Origin of the sequence: Paenibacillus whitsoniae, from assembly GCF_003955665.1 — a bacterium.
Lineage (GTDB): Bacteria > Bacillota > Bacilli > Paenibacillales > NBRC-103111 > Paenibacillus_E > Paenibacillus_E whitsoniae.
The window spans coordinates 15,127-33,497 of sequence record NZ_RXHU01000033.1 but is presented as its reverse complement, the minus strand read 5'-3'; the positions used below and the strand labels follow the sequence as shown (position 1 = coordinate 33,497).

The following is an 18,371-nucleotide window of genomic DNA, read 5'->3' as shown; positions in this document are numbered from 1 at the left end:
CTATGGAACACATGGAACAGCTTCGCGTGTCTCATTTAAAATCCCGCGTTTCCCTGGTTGTAGGCGTTGTCGATTCACTCACTTCTCAGTCTCCCCTAGGCAACACAACCACCGTTCACCTCGAGGGCACCCGTTCGAAAGCGATTCGCAAAACGAACGGTTCCTATATATTTAATGATTTAACGCCTGGCACGTATCTGGCTACGGTAACGAGCGAGTATTACTTCCAGGAGCAAGTGCGCATCTCCATCGGCAGCACGAATGCGATTGCGGTCGTGCAGCTCAGTCCCAAGCCCTCTTACCCTTTTTCACCCGGAACGCCATTGATTCGAATGATGCTGCACAGCAGCGCAGGAACCCCGCTGCAAGGCGCGGAGCTGCAGGCGGTCGTGCAGTCGGAAGACGGCGCACGCGCCAGATTAATGACGGAGCAGGCCGAACGCGGCAGCGAGGAGCTGACGCTTGGCTCTTTTACAGGCGGAGTGCTCGCTGGCGACACTTATCTGCTTCGAGGCCGGGGGGGCAAAGCATCCGAGGAAATGATCCGGATTGCCGAGGTGCTGGAGCATCAGAAACGATTTCGGCTGATGGACAAGCTGACCAAGGCGTACGCGCGAGGCGCGCTGCTGATGCCCGTGCAGATGACGCGAAGCACAGAGCGGGGAGAGGTGGTTATTGCCTTCCGGGGGAATCGCATTCCGGACTTTACAGCCGATTTAATGATTTCATACGGATCGGCAAGCCAGCAAGTGATCAAAGAGGTTGCCGTCGCCGAAGGCGCAACGACGAATCTGGGCACGGTCTGTCTCACGCAACGCTAATTAGTAGAATGGATACGTCCATCTTCTATACAAAAAATGACAAGCAGAAAGGAGAGAACTGGTTTCATGTCAGAGGTCAGCATGATGAGCAAGAGATCGTGTCCGCTGACGGAACTGGGGAACAATGGCTGACTATTTATCACCTGGGGTCTATGTGGAAGAGTTTGACAGCGGAGCACAACCGCTTGAGGGTGCAAGCACAAGTACGGCCGGGTTTATCGGGCTTGCGCAAAGAGGGGAAATCGAGGGCGTACCGCAGCTGGTTACAAGCGTAGCCGATTTCCACCGTTTATTCGGCAGCTATCTGTCCGAGAACGAGTTTGGCGAGTACCGTTTCCTTTCTTACGCTGTTGAGCATTTCTTCTTGAATGGCGGTTCCCGCTGCTTCGTAATGCGCGTAGCGCCTACGGATGCCAAAGTGGCGAGCAACCAAGATGCCGGCAACAAAGAAGCGGCGATTCTGAACATTACGTCGAAGAACCCAGGTACTTGGGGCAACCAAGTGCGCGTTGTCGTCCTGCCTTCGAGCAAAGCGAAAACGCAAATTTACGAAGTGCTGAGCGAAAAAGAATATCGCGTCAAAAATAATGCAGGCTTTAACGTTGGCGACGTTGTCGCTTTCGAAGCAGCCGGCGAAAAGCAATACAGCAAAGTTGTTTCTTCTCAAGACAACATTATCAAGCTGTCTGACGCTTTGGATGGCGATGTTGTTGACGGCGGCTTGCTGGCCAGCAAAGTGCTTACAACTTGCGAGTTCACGCTGCACGTTTTCTACGGTGACGAGGCGGAAACTTACGAGAAAGTGTCTTTGAACATTTCGGCGGCGAACCACGTTGAGAAAATCATTGCCCGTTCCAACATCATTCAGGTGAAAGATTTGACCGAAGGCAAAGATCTCGGTGCAATTGCTCCTTTCGAGGTGCTCTCCGGCGAAGACGAGTCTGTCGGCAAATTCCAAATCGCGCTTTCCGGCGGCAGCAACGGTTCCATTGCGAACGTAACGCCTGATATTTTCATGGGTGTAGACCGCGGTCCTGGCAAACGTACAGGCATTCAATCCTTTATCGACAACGATGTTGTTTCCATCATGGCGATTCCGGGTGTAACGGAGCCTACGGTACAATTGTCGCTCGTTGCACACTGCGAGAACTTGGGCAGCCGCTTCGCGGTGCTCGATATTCCGCGTGAGAAAACGAAGGTTGCCGATGTGATGACGCACCGCAACATTTTCGACAGCTCCTATGCAGCGATGTACAACCCGTGGCTGCAAGTGTTCGATCCGCTGGATAAGCGCAATATTTACATTCCGCCATCCGGTTCCGTCATCGGGATCTACTCCCGTTCCGACCAATCTCGTGGTGTACAAAAAGCGCCTGCGAACGAAGTCGTACGCGGTGCCGTTGGTCTGGATTGCCAATACAACAAAGGTGAGCAAGACATCCTGAACCCGCAAGGCGTGAACTTGATCCGTCATTTTGCCGGTCAAGGCATTCGCGTATGGGGCGCTCGCACAACCTCTTCCAACGGACTGTGGAAATATGTGAACGTAAGACGTTTGTTCATCTTCATTGAAGAGTCGATCAAAAACGGCACGAACTGGGTCGTATTTGAACCGAATGACGAGCAGCTGTGGGCACGTGTTCAGCGGACGATTGACGCGTTCTTGACGCGTGTATGGAGAGACGGCGCACTGATGGGCGGAAGTCCTTCCGAGGCGTTCTACATCAACATCGGCCGCAGCACAATGACGCAAGACGACATTGACAACGGCCGCCTCATCTGTGTGATCGGGGTCGCTCCGGTAAAACCTGCCGAGTTCGTGATCTTCCGTATTACACAGAAAACAAGAGAAGAATAGTCTGACGTTACGATATTTCACATATTGACGAAAGGGGTATCATATGGCTGGCGAACGTAGGGATCCATACCGCAATTTTAGATTTAGAGTGGAAGTAGAGGGTATTCAACAAGCTGGTTTCAGCGATGTGTCCGGGTTCGACGCATCCTTGGCGGTTATCGAGTATCGTGAAGGCAACGAAACGATCACGGCCCGGAAGCTTCCGGGTCTGGCTAAATACGGCAACATCTCATTGAAATGGGGGGTTACGGACTCCATGGATATGTACAACTGGATGTCCGAGTCCATTCAAGGCAAGATCTCCCGTAAAACAGTTACGATCATCGCGATCAACGAAGAAGGCGCTGACGTAGCGACATGGCAAGTCATCGAAGCTTGGCCGACGAAGTACTCCGCACCTAGCTTTAAAGGTACAGGGAACGAAGTCGCGATCGAGAGCCTGGAGCTTGCTCACGAAGGCATGACGCGCACGAAGTAAGACGAGGTTAGAGTAGGTGCCGGGGCGGCAAGCTCCGGTACCTGACTCTTCTTTTTAATTTGAACCTTAAGGGGGCACCGACATCATGGCTTTCAAGACAGAATACGAGTTTGAACTTCCTAGAGGCTACGTAGACGACAACGGCACGCTGCACAAACGCGGCGTTATGCGGTTGGCGACGGCGGCCGACGAAATTTTGCCGATGCGCGATCAGCGGGTACAGCAAAATCCAGGGTACTTGACGATCATTTTGCTGACGCGGGTTATTACGAGCCTGGGCGATTTGCGTGCGATCGATACGCGTGTGATCGAGAAGCTTTTCACGGCGGACCTCGCGTTCCTGCAAAATTTTTACCGGCAAATTAACGAAATGGAAGTGCCTCGTGTTCACACATCCTGCCCGAAATGCGAGCATGAGTTTAGCGTGGACGTGTCTTTTTTGGACGAGAGGGCGTAACGGGCTATCCTGTAGAGAAAATCTATGAGGAAGTAGGCTTTATCGCGTACTATTTCCATTGGCCGCACGACGAGATCATGGCGATGGAACACCGTGAACGCCGTAAATGGTGCGAGGAAATCTCCCGCATCAACCGCAATCTGAACGAAGAAGGCAAGAAACCGTCCGATAATCCGTTCGATGTGTTTCGGTAAGAAGGGAATGAAGACATGAGCACGCATCCTTCCAAGCTGCGCAATATCAGCGGTGCTTTTCGTTTTAAAGTCGAGCTTGACGGTCTGGAAGCCGGGGGGTTCTCGGAGGTCACCGGCATGAAGTCGGAGATTGAAGTGAAACCATTGTGGGAAGGCGGCGTGAACACGCACCCGCATTATATGGTGCAGCACAGCAAGACCCCCAACATTGTGCTCAAGCGAGGGATTGCGAGTTCGAGCGATCTCTGGGATTGGTACAATAGTGCGGCGCAAGGGAAAATCAAGCGGAAAAACGGTTCGATTATTTTAAACAACGCCCTGGGCGATGAAGTGTGCCGTTGGGAATTCACGCGCGCATTTCCGGTAAAATGGAACGGTCCAGATTTGAATGCCACCAGTGTGAATGTGGCGGTGGAGTCGATTGAGCTTGTTCATGAGGGCTTGAAGACGATTTTTAAAAAATAGCGGGGGTTCATCCGGGATTGCTTGAGGTGATGATTGATGAAAGCTCGACAATCGCATAAATCCCGAGGGAAGAGTAATAAGGCTCCCGTACGTTTCACCGCAAGCAAGATGCCGGCTCCGATGGATCGGGTCTCCAGGTCCTCGAAGCAATTTGCAAGCGGCTTAATGGGCAAGTATGGCTGGGATCAGCGTAATTATTTGGGCATGTTTTCCCTTATCTTTAAGGAAAAAGGCTGGCTGTCCGACAAGGAATTCGCCAAGTTTGGCGCTTCCAGCGATCCAGCTTGGGTACTGCAGCTGGAACTGCAGCTGCAAAGTTTGCAGCATCCGGAATCGCCTCCGCTGATTACCAAAGAGCGCACGATTCAACACTTGCAGCAGATGATCCTGCAGAGCGGACACGAGCGTCCGATACAGTCTGCATCGAGGTCAGCGGCTCCTGTGGAGCATGCGCAAGCAGCACCGGCATCGCCTCCTCCTGTGGGAGATGAAGCTAAGACGAAAAAACGCGGGCGTCCAAGCAAGAGGGATCTGGAGGAACGGCGCGCAAGATTTGAGCAAGAAACGCAGGCTGCGCTGAAAAAAGTTCATGTCGTGAATCATCATCACGTGACGATGAAGCAGCCGGTAGTTAACGTAGTTAATCATCATCGCACATCGATAACGCAGCGTGCGATTGGGCAACTTGCCGCTTCGATCGGCATGCTGAGGCATGGCATCATCGGCAGCAGAGAACAAGCGTCTGATCAGAGTAAGGACAATCGCGGCTTGGGCACGGATCGACGGCTGCAAAGTCCCTTTCAAGTATGGCTCAGACAGGCTGTTCGCGAAGCTAATGGACCCGCATCTCTTCAAATGGGAGAGAGAGAGATTCAGCGTAAGACGGTCATGAATCAGGTGAACGTGGCACAGCATGTGGAGGCTGTACGTCGTGCATCGCAGTGGATGGCGGAGTTTCAAAACGGAAGTCTAAGTGCGTATGAGCAGCAAAGTGTGTTAGGGGCGCTTGGCGCCAAGGTTTCGCGGCAAGGGCAACCAACGATTTTACATGCTGCTAAGCAATTGCTGCAGCACATCGCGAAGCCGAGATTGCAACAAGGTTCTGTGAGCCTGAATGCGACAATCTCGCCTGAGATGGATATGTCGGTAGGGCGTCAACCTGCCGAAGTGAATGCGTCGCAGGGGGATTGGAAGTTAGGGGAAGGCCCTTTCTCCAATAGGGAAGTGCCGAGTACGGTCCAATTTATCCAAAGTTTGCTGATGAAGCACACGGAGGGCCAGACGGCAAGCATTCAGCAGCCAGCGTCTGATAGAGAATTACATGCAAGTTCAGTATTAACGCCACCGGCAAGCAGCCCGTCTGCTTCGATGGCACAAGGGTATTTGGCAACAAGCAATCAACTTTTGCCGATCAATGCCGTAAGTCTAACCTCGCGTGTGCCAAGGTTTATGCAAGCTGCTTCTTCAGTGATGACCCATCGACAGCAAGTGAATGGCAGCTCAGTGTCCCAAGGAGAACGGGGAATTGAAAGTCCGTTGGAATCTGAGACGGTTCAAGCGGCAGCGGTGTGGGTTCGTCCGGCGAGTCAAGCGGATGAGCAAGCTGCAGAACAACAAGCAAGTCATCATCAAGCAAGTCATCAAACTAACCTGCAAGCGAGCCAAGAGGGCAGTTTACCAGATCCACGTTCGATGATGGAACGCGAAGATCAGGCAAACAGGCCCGGACAGCTCGAACAACAGCCTGTAAAAAGAAAGCGTGGTCGGCCTCGGAAGCATCCGATCGTTGAACCCGTTCATCAAGAACGTATCGCAATGGCTGCGAAGGCAAATGAGCCTGCACCGATTGCCGAACAATTAAGCGAAGGCACTGGCAGCTGGATGTCTCCTTCTGCAGAAGAAAGCCCGCCCATAGCAAGAAGAGCCGCAGCGCAAGTAAAGCGTGAAGATTTGCTGGCGACGTATCCGAACCGTATTTTTAGAAAAATGACGGAGCATCACCTAGGTGATTCCCTGTCCTCGGTGCGGAAAATCCAGAGCAATGAGAACGCGATGCAGCAGCTCGTTACCTGGCAACGACAATCCTCTTCTAACGATTCGTCGATTAGAAGTATTGATAATAGCACTCCACAAGCTGAAACAGCTTTATATGAAACTAGAGAAACAGTTGCAAAGAAAGAAACGCTTCGGGGCGATCTTGCCTCCAGCGTATTGGCCAAAGCAAGCGAGCGCCTGGGCGATTCAGTCAAGACATCGTCGGTATCCGCAGGAAGTCAGGCGGTGGAGCAGGACGGTATTGCGTTGCATGTTGCGCCAAACCGTCTGCCGGCAAGTGAGCTGGCTGTGGCAGTTGCAGCGAAGAACAGGCAGATGGCCGGTGAGCGGACACTGGTGAGCGGCATACGGTCTGCGTCAGGGCTTGGAACGCGAAGTGGCTCGCTTCTGTTCCGGAAGCAAGGCCAGTCGCCTTCCCCACAGCCGGGGATGGTAGACAATGTACAACGCCAGCTTCGGCAGGCGGATGTGGCAACGCCAGTTGAACAGCGAACCGGTATAGCGGTATCGCCTTCGGCTGCGGAACGGCTGGAGGCAACTGTGCAGCTCCACACGGCAGGGCTTCAGGCCGACGAACTGGCGGCGCGAGTCATGCAGCGCAGTGAGCGCATGGCGTCGCAACCGTCGAAGGCACTAGCCGAGAGGCCGGCGGTTGCGGAAACGCGTTCCAATCCGGAGCAAGTGAAGAATGGCTCGGCTCCAGGGGCGACAAGTCAAGCGAGCCGTACAGAGATACACGAAGCGTCAAGGGCGCCCATTTCCTCCGCTTCGTATCGTCAATCGCTCGAGCTTGTCCGTAGAAACGGCGAGTTGACGAACGTAGAGCGCGTACGAATGCAGCGTACAGCGATCCAGCGCAGAATTGATGCGAGTCGGGCAGGAGTGCCTGATTTTGCAGATAAGCAAGATTCAGGGATCTCCTCAAGGCGGGATTCCATCACCCATCCGGAGCTGCGAGAAGGCCTTCTCGCCAGAAGGGAAGCCGGTCCGGATGGAAGCAGCCCACTTCTAGGCTCGAGACCGCAGCTCACGTTGCGCGCCGGGCGTGTGGAGCAAGGAGGCTTCGTAAGACGAAGCGCAGCGGATATTCAAACGCTGAAGGAGAGCGAGCAGGCACATGCTGCGGCTGAGCGCATTCAAGAGCAGGATACAGCACCTGTCAGTATGGTACAGGCGCGAAGAAGCGCTCCGGCATCAGACGCTGTATCTGCGGAGTTGCTCGAGCAGGTGCAGGAAGTGTTGCGGTCCGCCGAAGCTGACAATCGCACGGTTGTTGAGCGCACTTCCGATGCTGGATCGGCACCTCAGGCGGAAGGAAGTGCGCCGGAGACTACAGATCGGCAAGGGAATACGGTGGCTGGTTCTGTTCTGCCTGCTCGGGCTTCGGAGATGATCGAGGATGCAGGATTGCAGCAGGATCACATAGATTCACCCGAAGCGATAGAACGCTCGGCTGTCCGACTACAGTTTGCCGATAGCAAGCCGTTGGAGGATGAAGAGAACCGGCCTGCATGGTTGCAGAGACAAGTGGAAGAGAGTACCAAGCACGTTGCACAAGGGACGCTAATCCCATCGCAACGAGCTGAACAGATGAGTCTGCTGCACCGGATGCACGTGCAGGCGAGCGAGTCTGCGCTGCGCAGCAGTGCAAGGAGCTTGAGCTCGCTGAGTGAAGAGCTCGCGGTGCGGTTTCAGGGGATTGGCCCCCTTGCGCCGCATGGGGCTGAGCAAGGCGCAGCGCAGCGCAGCCAAGGCATGTGGCGTACGGCGCAAGCCGAGCACTTGCAGCGGCGTGGGAGCGCCGCCGACCGCGAGCGCGCGCCGCTGCGGGGGACGTCCGGCTCGGAGAGCCGGTGGCAAGCGTCCCGCTTGACACTGGCCGAGCCGAGGGGCTTGAACGCGGCTGCACAGCAGCGCTCTGAGTTCGGTGCTGCGGCTGCTGTCCAGGCCGCAGGGGCGCACAGCCTGCCCGCGCTCGGGCCGGGCAGGTTGACGCAGGCGGCGGCCATCGGCCGCGCCGCCGGGCGGTTGGCTGGCGCGCCGAGCGCCGCCAGTGAGGGCATGCAGCCGCTGCCACCGCAGGTGCAGCGGCAAGCGGGCCCTGGCACCGAGCGAAGCGGTGCCGCAGCATCACCCGGCGCGCTCGCGAGCAGCGCCGGACTCATCTCGCGCCGCATAGGCAGCGCGGGGATGGAACCAACAGCGGCGTCAGTGCCGCTGAGCAGTGCATCACCGGCTAGCGCGCAGGCGAGCCGAGCCGGACTCATCTCGCGCCGCGTAGGCAGCGCGGGGATGGAACCAACAGCGGCGACAGCGCCGCTGAGCAGTGCATCACCGGCTAGCGTTCTCGCGAGCCGAGCCGGACTTATCTCGCGTCGCCTAGACAGCGCGGGGATGGAACCAACAGCGGCGACAGCGCCGCTGAGCAGCGCATCAACCGGTGCGCTAACGAGCCGCACCGCAATGATCCCTCGCCGCCAAGGCAGCGCGGTCTCAGAATCATCAACGCCGCTGATCACTGCATCAACATCCAGCGTGCCAATGAGCAGCGCCGCAATAACGCAGCGCAGGCTTACCAGCACCGGCACAGAGTCGATCACGTCCAATGTGCCGCTGATCACGGCACAACAAAGCACACCGCCGCAGAGCAGCACCTCTGCATCACGGAGAATGAGCGCGTCCGGCCCGGCGCTGCTTCAGTCGTCAACGTCAGGCGCACTCACGAGCAGCGCCGCATTGATGCCGCGCCGCCTCGCCAGCACCGGCACCGAACCGATCACGTCCTCTGCGCCGATGATCACGGCGCAGAGCCCTTCGCTGCCGAGCAGCGCTGCCGCATCACAGAGCATGACTGCGTCCGGGGCTGCCACCTCGTCACCGCTGCTGACGTCCGCACCCGCGGACATGCAGCTGCAGACGAAGCGCACGGCGATCACGCCGGCATCTGCAAGTGCACTGATGCACACGGTGCCAGTCGAGCAAATTCAGTTATCCCCGAACGTGGGGATGGGACAGCCGCCAAACGCTGCTGAACTGCCGGCATCGCTGGCCGCAATTCTGGAGCATAAACAATCGCCAATCAGTTCGCTGGCCGAGGCGCCGCTCGATTTGGACTGGCTGAGCACGAAGCGTGCGGAGCCCGAGAACCCGTCGGAGCCGCAGGCCCCGCAAGCGCCGCCGGAGTTGACGGAACAGCAGGTGCAGGAACTGATCAAGCAGCTGCCACCGATCGATATTTCCAAGATCGCGGATCGGGTTTTCCGTGAAATTGAGAAAAAGATGCGGTTCGAACGGCAGCGCCGGGGCTTTTGACTGAAATGCCTGCAAATCGGCAGGAGTTTTCTACAAAGATGCGGTTTTGGCGAGAATGCCTGTGAAAACGCAGGTTTCAAGGTTGATTCCGCCCCAAAAGTAAGTTATTGCCACAAATTCCTGCTGAATCGCAGGCATATGGCGCGAATCAGGAAAGGTTCGAGTAAATTCCTGCATTTTCGCAGCTTTTAATACGAGTTATTCCAGAAACACCAAAATCCCGTTAGAAAGGACCGGTCCCATGGCGCTCAAGAAAGCGATGATTATCGTTCACAAGGGAAGCAAAACCGAGAACGTGAAAGTGATGTTTAATCCGGGTGAATACACCATTGACACGAACAACAGCTATTCTTGGAAAACCGTGCCGGGGCTGTCCATGCCGATCGCTCAATTTGTAAGCGGGGGCACCACGACGCTAACGATGGATTTGTTTTTTGACACCTATGAACAAGGGACGGACGTTCGCGAGCTGACCCAAAAAATTTCCGGTTTGCTCGACGTGGAGAAGGAGATCCACGCGCCGCCACTGTGCCGGTTTGTCTGGGGATCGCTGGATTTTAAAGGCGTTGTCGTCGGCGTCAATCAACACTTCACAATGTTTCTGGACACCGGCGTGCCGGTGCGCGCGAAGCTGAAAGTCACGTTCAAGTCGACGCTAAGCAAGAAGGATCAACTGAAGCAAATTCCACGCCATTCCGCGGACCGTACCAAGCTGAAAATGCTGAATCAAGGCGACCAGCTCTGGACGCTTGCCGCGAATGAATATGAAGACCCGACCCTGTGGCGGGAGATCGCCAAAGCCAACGGGATCGATAATCCGCTGAAAGTCGTTACGGGACGCCGTGTTTCGGTTCCGAGATTGGACTAGCCGATGGCTCTGGATCTGGAAACAAGCTCATTTACGTACGACGATTTAGCTAAAAAGTATAAAGATTTTGAAGCGCCTGCCTATCTGATCTCCGTAGACGGCTCCAAAATCTCGGATGACATCGCCATCGACTCGCTGCGCGTGGAAACGACGATCGATGGGACGGCGGATTCCTTTTCGTTTCGGATTATGAATGCTTACGACATTACCAACAACGAGATCAAGTGGATTTCCACGTTCACGCTGGGCAAAGCAATCGATATTAGCCTAGGTTATGTCGACAAATTTACAGCGGTATTCACCGGACATATTACCTCGGTTGTGGCGGAGTTTTCGCCGGAGGGGGAGTTCGGCCTGATTGTTCGGGGCATGGACATCTCGTACTTGATGATGAAAGGGACGAAATCCCGTTCCTGGAATAAAAAGAAATACAGCGACGTTGTTGAGGAAATCGCCAAAACGTACGGTCTCAAAACGAATGTGGACGCCACGACGACGGAATTCCCGGCGCTCGCGCAGAGCAACAGCAACGATTATCATTTTATCCAGAATCTCGCGAATCTGGTAAACTACGATTTTTTCGTCGTCGGCAAAAATTTATACTTTCGCAAGCCGTTGACCGCCACTACAGCTGTCATGACACTGGAGATGGGGAAAACGATCAATTCGCTGTCCATTGATATGAATTTGGCCGACCAGCTGACCGAGGTTGTGGTACGCGCCTGGGATAACAAAGAGCTCAAGGTCATTGAGGGCAAATCGGCCAGCATCACGAAGCTCGGCGGCAATAGCAAGACGGGGAAAGATTTGCTTGCCTCCAAAGGTGAATTTGTGGAACATATGTACACAAATGTTACTTCGCAGGAGGAAGCGAAAAGCTACGCCAACGCAATCCTGAATCGTCGGGCCATGCGATTGATCAGCGGCACGGGGGAATGCATCGGCATCCCCGAAATTCGCGCCGGGCGCTACATCAAGCTGAGCGGCGTCGGTAAAACGTTCGACCAGCCCTATTACATTACCGGAGCTACCCACATTTACGATGATGAAGGGTATGTCACGCGGTTTCAATTGGGGGGGAATGCGGTCTAATGCACAAGACACCCGATTTTACGATTGGCGGTATTTCCGATTTTACTTCCCAAAAGATGAACGGCGTCATGGTCGGCATTGTGACGAACAATAACGATCCTGACAAGCTGGGGCGGGTGAAGCTCAAGCTCCCGATGCAAGAGACGGACACCGAGACGGACTGGGTTCGCATAGCAACGCTGATGGGCGGCAAAGAGATGGGGTCTCTGTTCATCCCTGAGGTGAACGACGAGGTGCTCGTTGCCTTCCATTTGGGCGAGCTGCGGATGCCATTTGTCATCGGTTCGCTCTGGAACCCGAAGAATAAGCCGCCGGCCCCGGCGGATAAGAACGATTTGCGGATGATTAAATCCCGCTCTGGCCACGAAATTTCGTTCAATGACAAAAGCGGCGACGAAAGCATCACGATTAAGACGAAAAAAGGCCAAGTCATTGAGCTTAAAGATAAAGACAGCTCCATCGCGATTGCCGACGACAGCGGCAACAACAAAATTACGATCAAGGGCGGCTCGGCAAACGAAATCTCGATCGTCAGCTCGACCTCCAAAATCACGATGAACGCCAAAGGCGACGTCGCGATTGAAAGCTCGAAGGAAATTAAGATCAAGTCGACGCAGGTGAACATCGAAGCCTCGGCCACGATGGCGCTGAAAGCCGGCGCCTCGCTGGATCTGAAATCGGACGGCATTATTAACATCAAAGGCAGTTTAGTCAAAATTAACTAGGGCGGGGAGCGTGACGAGATGTCGGAGGCATTTTTGGGACGGGGCTGGAAGTTCCCGATTCAGGTTGATCCTGCCACAGGGCGAATCCGGATGTCCGAGTATGAGGAAGACATCGCGGAAGCGATCCGCGTGATTTTGGGCACGACGCAAGGGGAGCGCGTAATGCGCCCGACGTTTGGCTGCGGCGTGCAGGAGTTTATTTTCGGTACGACGGACGACACTACGCTGCACCTGCTGAAGACGAACATTGAGGAAGCGATCCGCAACTGGGAGCCTCGGGTGGAAGAGGTCGAGGTACGATGCGTGCCGGAGGCAGACGATCCGGCTAGGCTGAAAATCCATATTTCTTATTTGGTGCGTACGACGAACAACTTATTTAACCAAGTGTATCCGTTCTACTTATTTGAAGGCTCCAAATAGAAAGAGGCTGCGGAATCGATGATGACATGTGCAAGAAAGGAGGTGCAACAGTGCTGCCTCCCAAAATTGACGCCCGGGACATTCCGGATCTGATCGCACAAATGAAGGACATGGTGCCCTTCTATACGCCGGAGTGGCGCTTCACGCCGGAAGACCCGGATCCGGGTACGGCTTTGTTTCTCATGTTTGCGGATATGTTCCACGACAATATCAAACGGCTGAACAAGGTGCCGACGAAAAACCTGATCTCGTTCCTGAACATGTTCGACGTGACGCTGCTGCCGGCAAGGCCCGCAAGCAGTTACCTCACGTTTGCGCTGAACGAAGGGACGAAGGAGTCGGTGTTCATCTCGGCGGGCACACAGATTGGCGCTGCATTGGAAGATGCCATGATCTTGTACGAAACGGCGCGCAGCGCCCTGCTGACACCGGCCATGATGACGAGCGTCTATGTCACCAGTGCGCGTCAGGATCGCATTTTGCGCATCGGCGACGACTTTTTGGCGGCAAGCCGTCAGGGGCTTGCGCTGCCGAAGAAGCTCTTTAATCTGCAGGAAGGCGAGGATCTTCAAGCGCATGCGATGTTTGTGGAGCATAGCGGACTGTTCACCGTGACGCATCCTGCACAGATTGAGATTGAATTCCGCAATTCGACGCGCCGTTTTGAAGAGCAGGACATAGCCGCTCAGCTTGCCGATCCGCTGCTCACGGAGTGGTTGTACGCCACGGCCGAGGGCTGGAAGCCTTTTGACCGTGTGGAGGTGCAGGGTAACCGGGTCATTTTGCATAAAGACGTGCAGGCCGAGATTGCCCTGACGGACGTGAACGGCATTGCCGGAAGGTGGCTACAATGCCGCTTGACGCCACACTCCATGGAGCGAAAATCGCTTGCGGAGAGCCGCTTGTCGATGGATCATATCGCTTTCAAAACCGATTACGCAGATACGCTGGAAACCGGCGGCATTGCGCCTGATCAAATGTTCTATAACGATATTGACGCCGATCCTGCGGGCTTTTATCCGTTTGGCGATCAGTTCGCGTTATATGGTTCTTTCTATATTGGCAGCCAGGAAGTGTTTACGAAGACCGACGGCGATATTCGGCTGAGCTTTGGGTTGCAGGCGATTGAGAACCGTTTTGGGCCGGAATTGAAGGACAACATCGACTGGAAACTGGTGATGAAGAAATCCAAGTTCGACAAAGAGCCGGTGAAGCACGTGACGGTGTTGCAAGTCGCTTGGGAATATTGGAACGGCACGACGTGGGTCAGACTCGATGTTCATAAAGACGCGGAGAAGCTGTTCTATTACCCAACGGAGAGCAAGGTGCAAAAAGAAATCCGTTTCCGCTGTCCGATCGATTTGCAGCCGACCTCTGTCAATGGCAACGAGAATCGCTGGATTCGGGCGCGAATTTTGCACATCGAGAACGCATACGAGCCGCAGGCGCTGTACTTGTCGCCTTGGATCGACGAGGTGCTGCTGACGTATGCGTATGATGATCGCTTGTACGAAGCGGAGCGCTGCCTCGCGTTCAACAACACGGTGTTTGAGGACCGGACGAAGCACAGCCGACAGCTGATGGGCGGTTTTGAGCCGTTTCAGCCGTTGGAAGGTCGGCACCCTGCGCTCCTCTTCTCGTTCGATACACCACCGATCAAAGGGCCGATTTCCCTTTTCGTATCGGTGAAGCAGCAGCGGTTCTCTGAGCATGATGTGCCGATGCTGGAGTGGGAATATTTGCGTGCCGGCCTGCTGCCGGGAGCTCTGGCGGAGTGGACGGCGCTGAAAGTGATCGACGAGACGAACGGCCTGACGCAGAGCGGAACGGTGCAGTTTGTCGGGCCGTCCGATTTTGCGGAGGCGTCGCTTTTCGGGCAAACGGGGTATTGGATTCGCGCGGTAAACCGGGATGATTTGTACGAGGATCTGACAGGCCGCATTCATATTCCGACGATTCAGGGGTTCTATATGAATACGGTGCGGATTTTGCAGCAGGAGACGATCACGGGCGAAATTCCGGAAGTGAAGGACCTGGATGAAACGGAATATCAATTAAGCCGGACAGGCATCGTATCGGAGGAAGTCTGGGTTGACGAGACTGACTATGTTACGGAAGAGGAGCTCGCGGAGTATGAGCAGTCCGGAACGCTGCTGACCGACGTGCGCCGGGATACGGACGGCAATTTGCTGAATGTCTGGGTGCGTTGGACGGGAGTTCGCGATTTGGCGGAATCCGGTTATCGGGACCGGCATTATGTGATTGACCGCACGTTTGGCCGCATTCGCGTCGGTGACGGTGTGCATGGCATGCGTCCGCCGAAGGGCGGGTTGGAGCAGATGAAGGTGAACTACCAGGTCACGGCCGGTCAAATTGGCAATGTCGGTGCACGGCAGATCAATCAGATGCAGGATTCGATCGCTTTTGTCGGAGAAGTGTACAACCCGGAACCGGCATCCGGCGGCTGTCAGGCCGAGAAGCTGGAAGCGGCGCTTGTGCGCGGACCCGAGCTGCTCAAGCATCGGAATCGGGCGGTTTCCGCCAGGGATTACGAGTGGCTGGCACGTGAGGCGTACCCAAACATCGCCAAGGTGACGTGTATTCCGAACATGAACGCTTATATGGAAAAAGAGATTGGTGCGATGACGCTCGTCGTGCTGCCAAAGGAAGGCCAACTCGGCAGCGCTTCGTTCCCGGAATTGAAAAAGCAGGTGGAGCGTTTTATATTGAAACGCGCCTCAGGTCTCGTTGCATTCCCGGAGCGCTTGCAAGTGATCGAGCCGGTGTATATGGAAATCTCCGTCTCCGCCGTCGTGGCGGTAGAAGGGATGGATGCCGTCGTGCAGACGGAAATCCAGGCGCTGGACAGGTTGACGCGGTTTCTCGACCCGTTGACAGGCAATTTTGACCAGAAGGGCTGGGCGATCGGCCAGCAGATTCATCCTTCCGTCTTTTACGCGCTGCTGAAAACGATTCGGACGATCAGTCACGTCGAGAAGCTGTACATGACGGTGTACAAAATCGAGGATGGCGAGCGCACAGAATTAGACGTGAACCGTCTGCCTTCCCTGCCGCACGGCATTGTCGTCAGCGGGAAGCACAAGGTGGTTGTGAACGCATTATAGAAACGCATATCGACAAAAGGAGGTGAGCACAAGTTGCTGCCAATCCCGAATTTGGATGATCGCATGTTTGAACAGATGGTGCTGGAAGCGCGGAAAACAATTCCGAAGCTATATCCGGAATGGACGGATGAGAACGAGCATGACCCCGGCATTACGCTGCTGCAGCTCATGGCTTGGGTGACCGAGATGCAGCAGTATTATTTGAACCGGGTGACGGAGCGCAGCGAGCGGAAGTTTCTTAAGTTGCTCGGCATCCACCCGCAGCCGGTGAAGTCGGCGGAGTGCGAGGTGACGTTTACCGGCGCGGCGCAGCAGCTTGTGCTCCTGAAAGGGACGCCGCTGACGGCGATGGATTTGCGATTTGAGACGCTCGGGACGTTGGAACTGGTGCCTGCGGCGGTGGAGAAAGTGCTCGTTCGCACGGAGACCGCCGCTGCGGACTACAGCTCGAACAATCAGGCGAAAATTGCCTTCTATGCGTTCGGTGCGGAGGCGCGCAAAGGAGCACATTTGTACCTCGGTTTCGATCGGGCGCTGCCGGTGGATACGGAAATTTCCCTTCACGTCCAGCTTTATGATCGCTATCCGGTCGGGATGAGCCAGGCTGAGGTCCGATCGGGGCTTACGCTGTCGACGGCACGCGTCGTCTGGTCTTATGCCGGCGCGGGCGTGGGTGGACAGTCGGAGAGCTGGCTGCCGGTGGAAAATGTGAGCGACGCGACGGTGCATTTCACGCAGAGCGGCGAGATCAAGCTGCAGCTCCAGTCGGAGATGAAGCCGATGGCACTGTACCCGGCGGATGACCGCAGCCGGTACTGGCTCTGCTGTACCCTGGAGGAGGATGGCTACGAGCTGTCGCCGAAAATCGAGAAAGTGACGCTGAATACGGTGCGTGCTGCCGAGCAAGAGACGTTTAGCGAGGTAACGTCGTGGAACAGCAGCGGCGAGCCGGGGCAGGTGTTCGAGGCGAGCTCTTACCTTGCGTATACGGGCCTGCACACGGTGCAGGTGCGGGACGAGCAAGGGCGCTGGCGCGACTGGCACATTGTCGCAGATCTAGAGGCCTGCGGCCCGGCGGACAGGTGCTGCGAGCTGCACCAGGATTCGGTCCGCCGGACGACCCGGCTTCGCTTCGGCGACGGGACGCATGGGCTTGTGCCGCTGCAGGGCGCGAAGCAGGTGCGGCTTGTAGCGTACACGGCTGCGTTCGACTACAACCGGTACGTGGGCAGTACGAAGGGGCTGCCGAGCCAGACCCTGGAAATCTCGCGCGGGCGCGTGTACAAGCCTGACAGCATGTTGCTGCAGGTCGGTTACATCCCCCGCGGGGAGGACAGCGTCGTTTGGGAGGACTGGACGGCCGTAGACGACTTCGATAATTCGAAGTCGACCGACCGGCACTACGTTTACGACGCTGGGGAAGGCACGATCCGCTTCGGGAACAACGAAGCGGGGCTCGTCCCGCGCAAGGCCGGGGAACCGAATATTCGGTTCCTGGCGCTGCAAGCGGGCGGGGGTGTGCGTGGCAACGTCAAGGCGGGCCTTGTGACGGGCGTGGCGGCGGCTGTGACGGGGGACCCGGGCGTCAGCGTGACGAATCCGTTCCCGGCGCGGGGCGGCCTCGAGGCCGAGACGCTGGCCCAGGCGAAGCTGCGCGTGCAGCGCGAGCTGGCCGCGCCGACGCGCGCGGTGACCGCCGAGGACTACGAGGCGATCGCGAAGACGGCGCCGGGGCTGCGCGTCGCGCGGGTGAAGGCTATCCCGCTGTATAAGCCGGGGATGCGGGATTTTCCGCGCGTCTCGGCGCCGGCGCAGATGACGGTGGTGGTCGTGCCGTACAGCGAGAGCGACAAGCCGCGTGCGGGCAAAGGCTTTTTGCAGACGATCAAGATGCACCTGGAGCGGTATCGGCTTCTTACGACGGAATTGCATGTAATTCCGGCGGAATATATTAAGGTAACGGTTCACGCGGTCGTCGTGATGGAACCGAAATATAAGAGCGAACAGCGCGCAATTTTGCTGGAGCTGAAGAAGCTCCTGCAGCCGATGGACCGCGGGCCAGGCGCGGAGGGCTGGCGTTTTGGCCGGACGGTGTACAAAGGCGACATCTACGGTGTGATTTCCAAGATGAAAGGCGTCGCCTACGTGCAGGACATTTGGCTCGACGCCGAGGGCGAAGGCTTCCACAAGGACGGCGCCGGGGATATTCATATCCCGCCGTACGCGCTGGTCTACTCCGGCGATCATGAGGTAGAGACGATCGGAATTACGGATTTGTAGCGGAGCGGCGACTCAACGCGCAGTACGCATAGGCGCTGCAGCCGAGTACCTGCCGAGTTAAGGGTGGTAAACCCCCGCTATTTGCCGAAAAGAGAAGCGAAAGTGGGAAATAAGGGTGGTAAACCCCTGCTAAATGGTGGAGAGAGTGCGGATGAGACGCCTTTCCAACAAGTTAAGAGTGGTAACCCCCCGCTATTTGCGGAAAAGAGAAGCGAAAGTGG

General features: G+C 56.0%; 13 protein-coding genes. All 13 read left to right on the top strand.

Features of this window, described 5'->3' with window-relative positions:
* Positions 1–2: 2 nt before the first annotated feature.
* Positions 3–821 (top strand): DUF2012 domain-containing protein, encoded by an 819-nt coding sequence (locus EJQ19_RS12235; protein ID WP_126141510.1) that lies wholly within the window; start codon positions 3–5, stop codon positions 819–821.
* A gap of 124 nt (positions 822–945) precedes the next feature.
* A complete protein-coding gene (locus EJQ19_RS12230; RefSeq protein ID WP_126141509.1) occupies positions 946–2,679 on the top strand; it encodes a phage tail sheath family protein in 1,734 nt (577 codons plus the stop codon).
* A 43-nt stretch (positions 2,680–2,722) separates the two neighbouring features.
* The gene (locus tag EJQ19_RS12225; RefSeq protein ID WP_126141508.1) at positions 2,723–3,157 is read left to right on the top strand and encodes a phage tail protein; all 435 of its coding nucleotides are present in this window, start codon (positions 2,723–2,725) and stop codon (positions 3,155–3,157) included.
* A gap of 85 nt (positions 3,158–3,242) precedes the next feature.
* Positions 3,243–3,614, top strand: coding sequence for a phage tail assembly protein (locus EJQ19_RS12220; protein WP_126141507.1), 372 nt, complete (start codon positions 3,243–3,245; stop codon positions 3,612–3,614).
* 20 nt (positions 3,615–3,634) lie between these two features.
* Entirely contained in the window at positions 3,635–3,808 is a 174-nt protein-coding gene (locus EJQ19_RS32955) for a DUF6760 family protein (protein ID WP_338143330.1), read from the top strand.
* Between the two features lie 15 nt (positions 3,809–3,823).
* Complete coding sequence (locus EJQ19_RS12215) at positions 3,824–4,273, top strand: phage tail protein (RefSeq protein WP_126141506.1); 450 nt, start codon at positions 3,824–3,826, stop codon at positions 4,271–4,273.
* Positions 4,274–4,309: 36 nt separating this feature from the next.
* Entirely contained in the window at positions 4,310–9,640 is a 5,331-nt protein-coding gene (locus EJQ19_RS12210) for a hypothetical protein (RefSeq protein ID WP_126141505.1), read from the top strand.
* A gap of 241 nt (positions 9,641–9,881) precedes the next feature.
* Entirely contained in the window at positions 9,882–10,508 is a 627-nt protein-coding gene (locus EJQ19_RS12205; protein ID WP_126141504.1) for a CIS tube protein, read from the top strand.
* A 3-nt stretch (positions 10,509–10,511) separates the two neighbouring features.
* Positions 10,512–11,600, top strand: coding sequence for a phage late control D family protein (locus tag EJQ19_RS12200; RefSeq protein WP_241242865.1), 1,089 nt, complete (start codon positions 10,512–10,514; stop codon positions 11,598–11,600).
* Complete coding sequence (locus EJQ19_RS12195) at positions 11,600–12,325, top strand: phage baseplate assembly protein V (RefSeq protein WP_126141503.1); 726 nt, start codon at positions 11,600–11,602, stop codon at positions 12,323–12,325. The genes EJQ19_RS12200 and EJQ19_RS12195 overlap by 1 nt, the downstream gene beginning before the upstream one ends.
* A gap of 18 nt (positions 12,326–12,343) precedes the next feature.
* Complete coding sequence (locus tag EJQ19_RS12190; RefSeq protein WP_126141502.1) at positions 12,344–12,745, top strand: GPW/gp25 family protein; 402 nt, start codon at positions 12,344–12,346, stop codon at positions 12,743–12,745.
* Between the two features lie 50 nt (positions 12,746–12,795).
* The gene (locus EJQ19_RS12185; RefSeq protein ID WP_164716502.1) at positions 12,796–15,870 is read left to right on the top strand and encodes a baseplate J/gp47 family protein; all 3,075 of its coding nucleotides are present in this window, start codon (positions 12,796–12,798) and stop codon (positions 15,868–15,870) included.
* A gap of 33 nt (positions 15,871–15,903) precedes the next feature.
* On the top strand, positions 15,904–18,150 hold the full coding sequence (locus EJQ19_RS12180) for a putative baseplate assembly protein (RefSeq protein ID WP_126141500.1): 2,247 nt from the start codon (positions 15,904–15,906) through the stop codon (positions 18,148–18,150).
* The last annotated feature ends 221 nt before the right edge of the window (positions 18,151–18,371 follow it).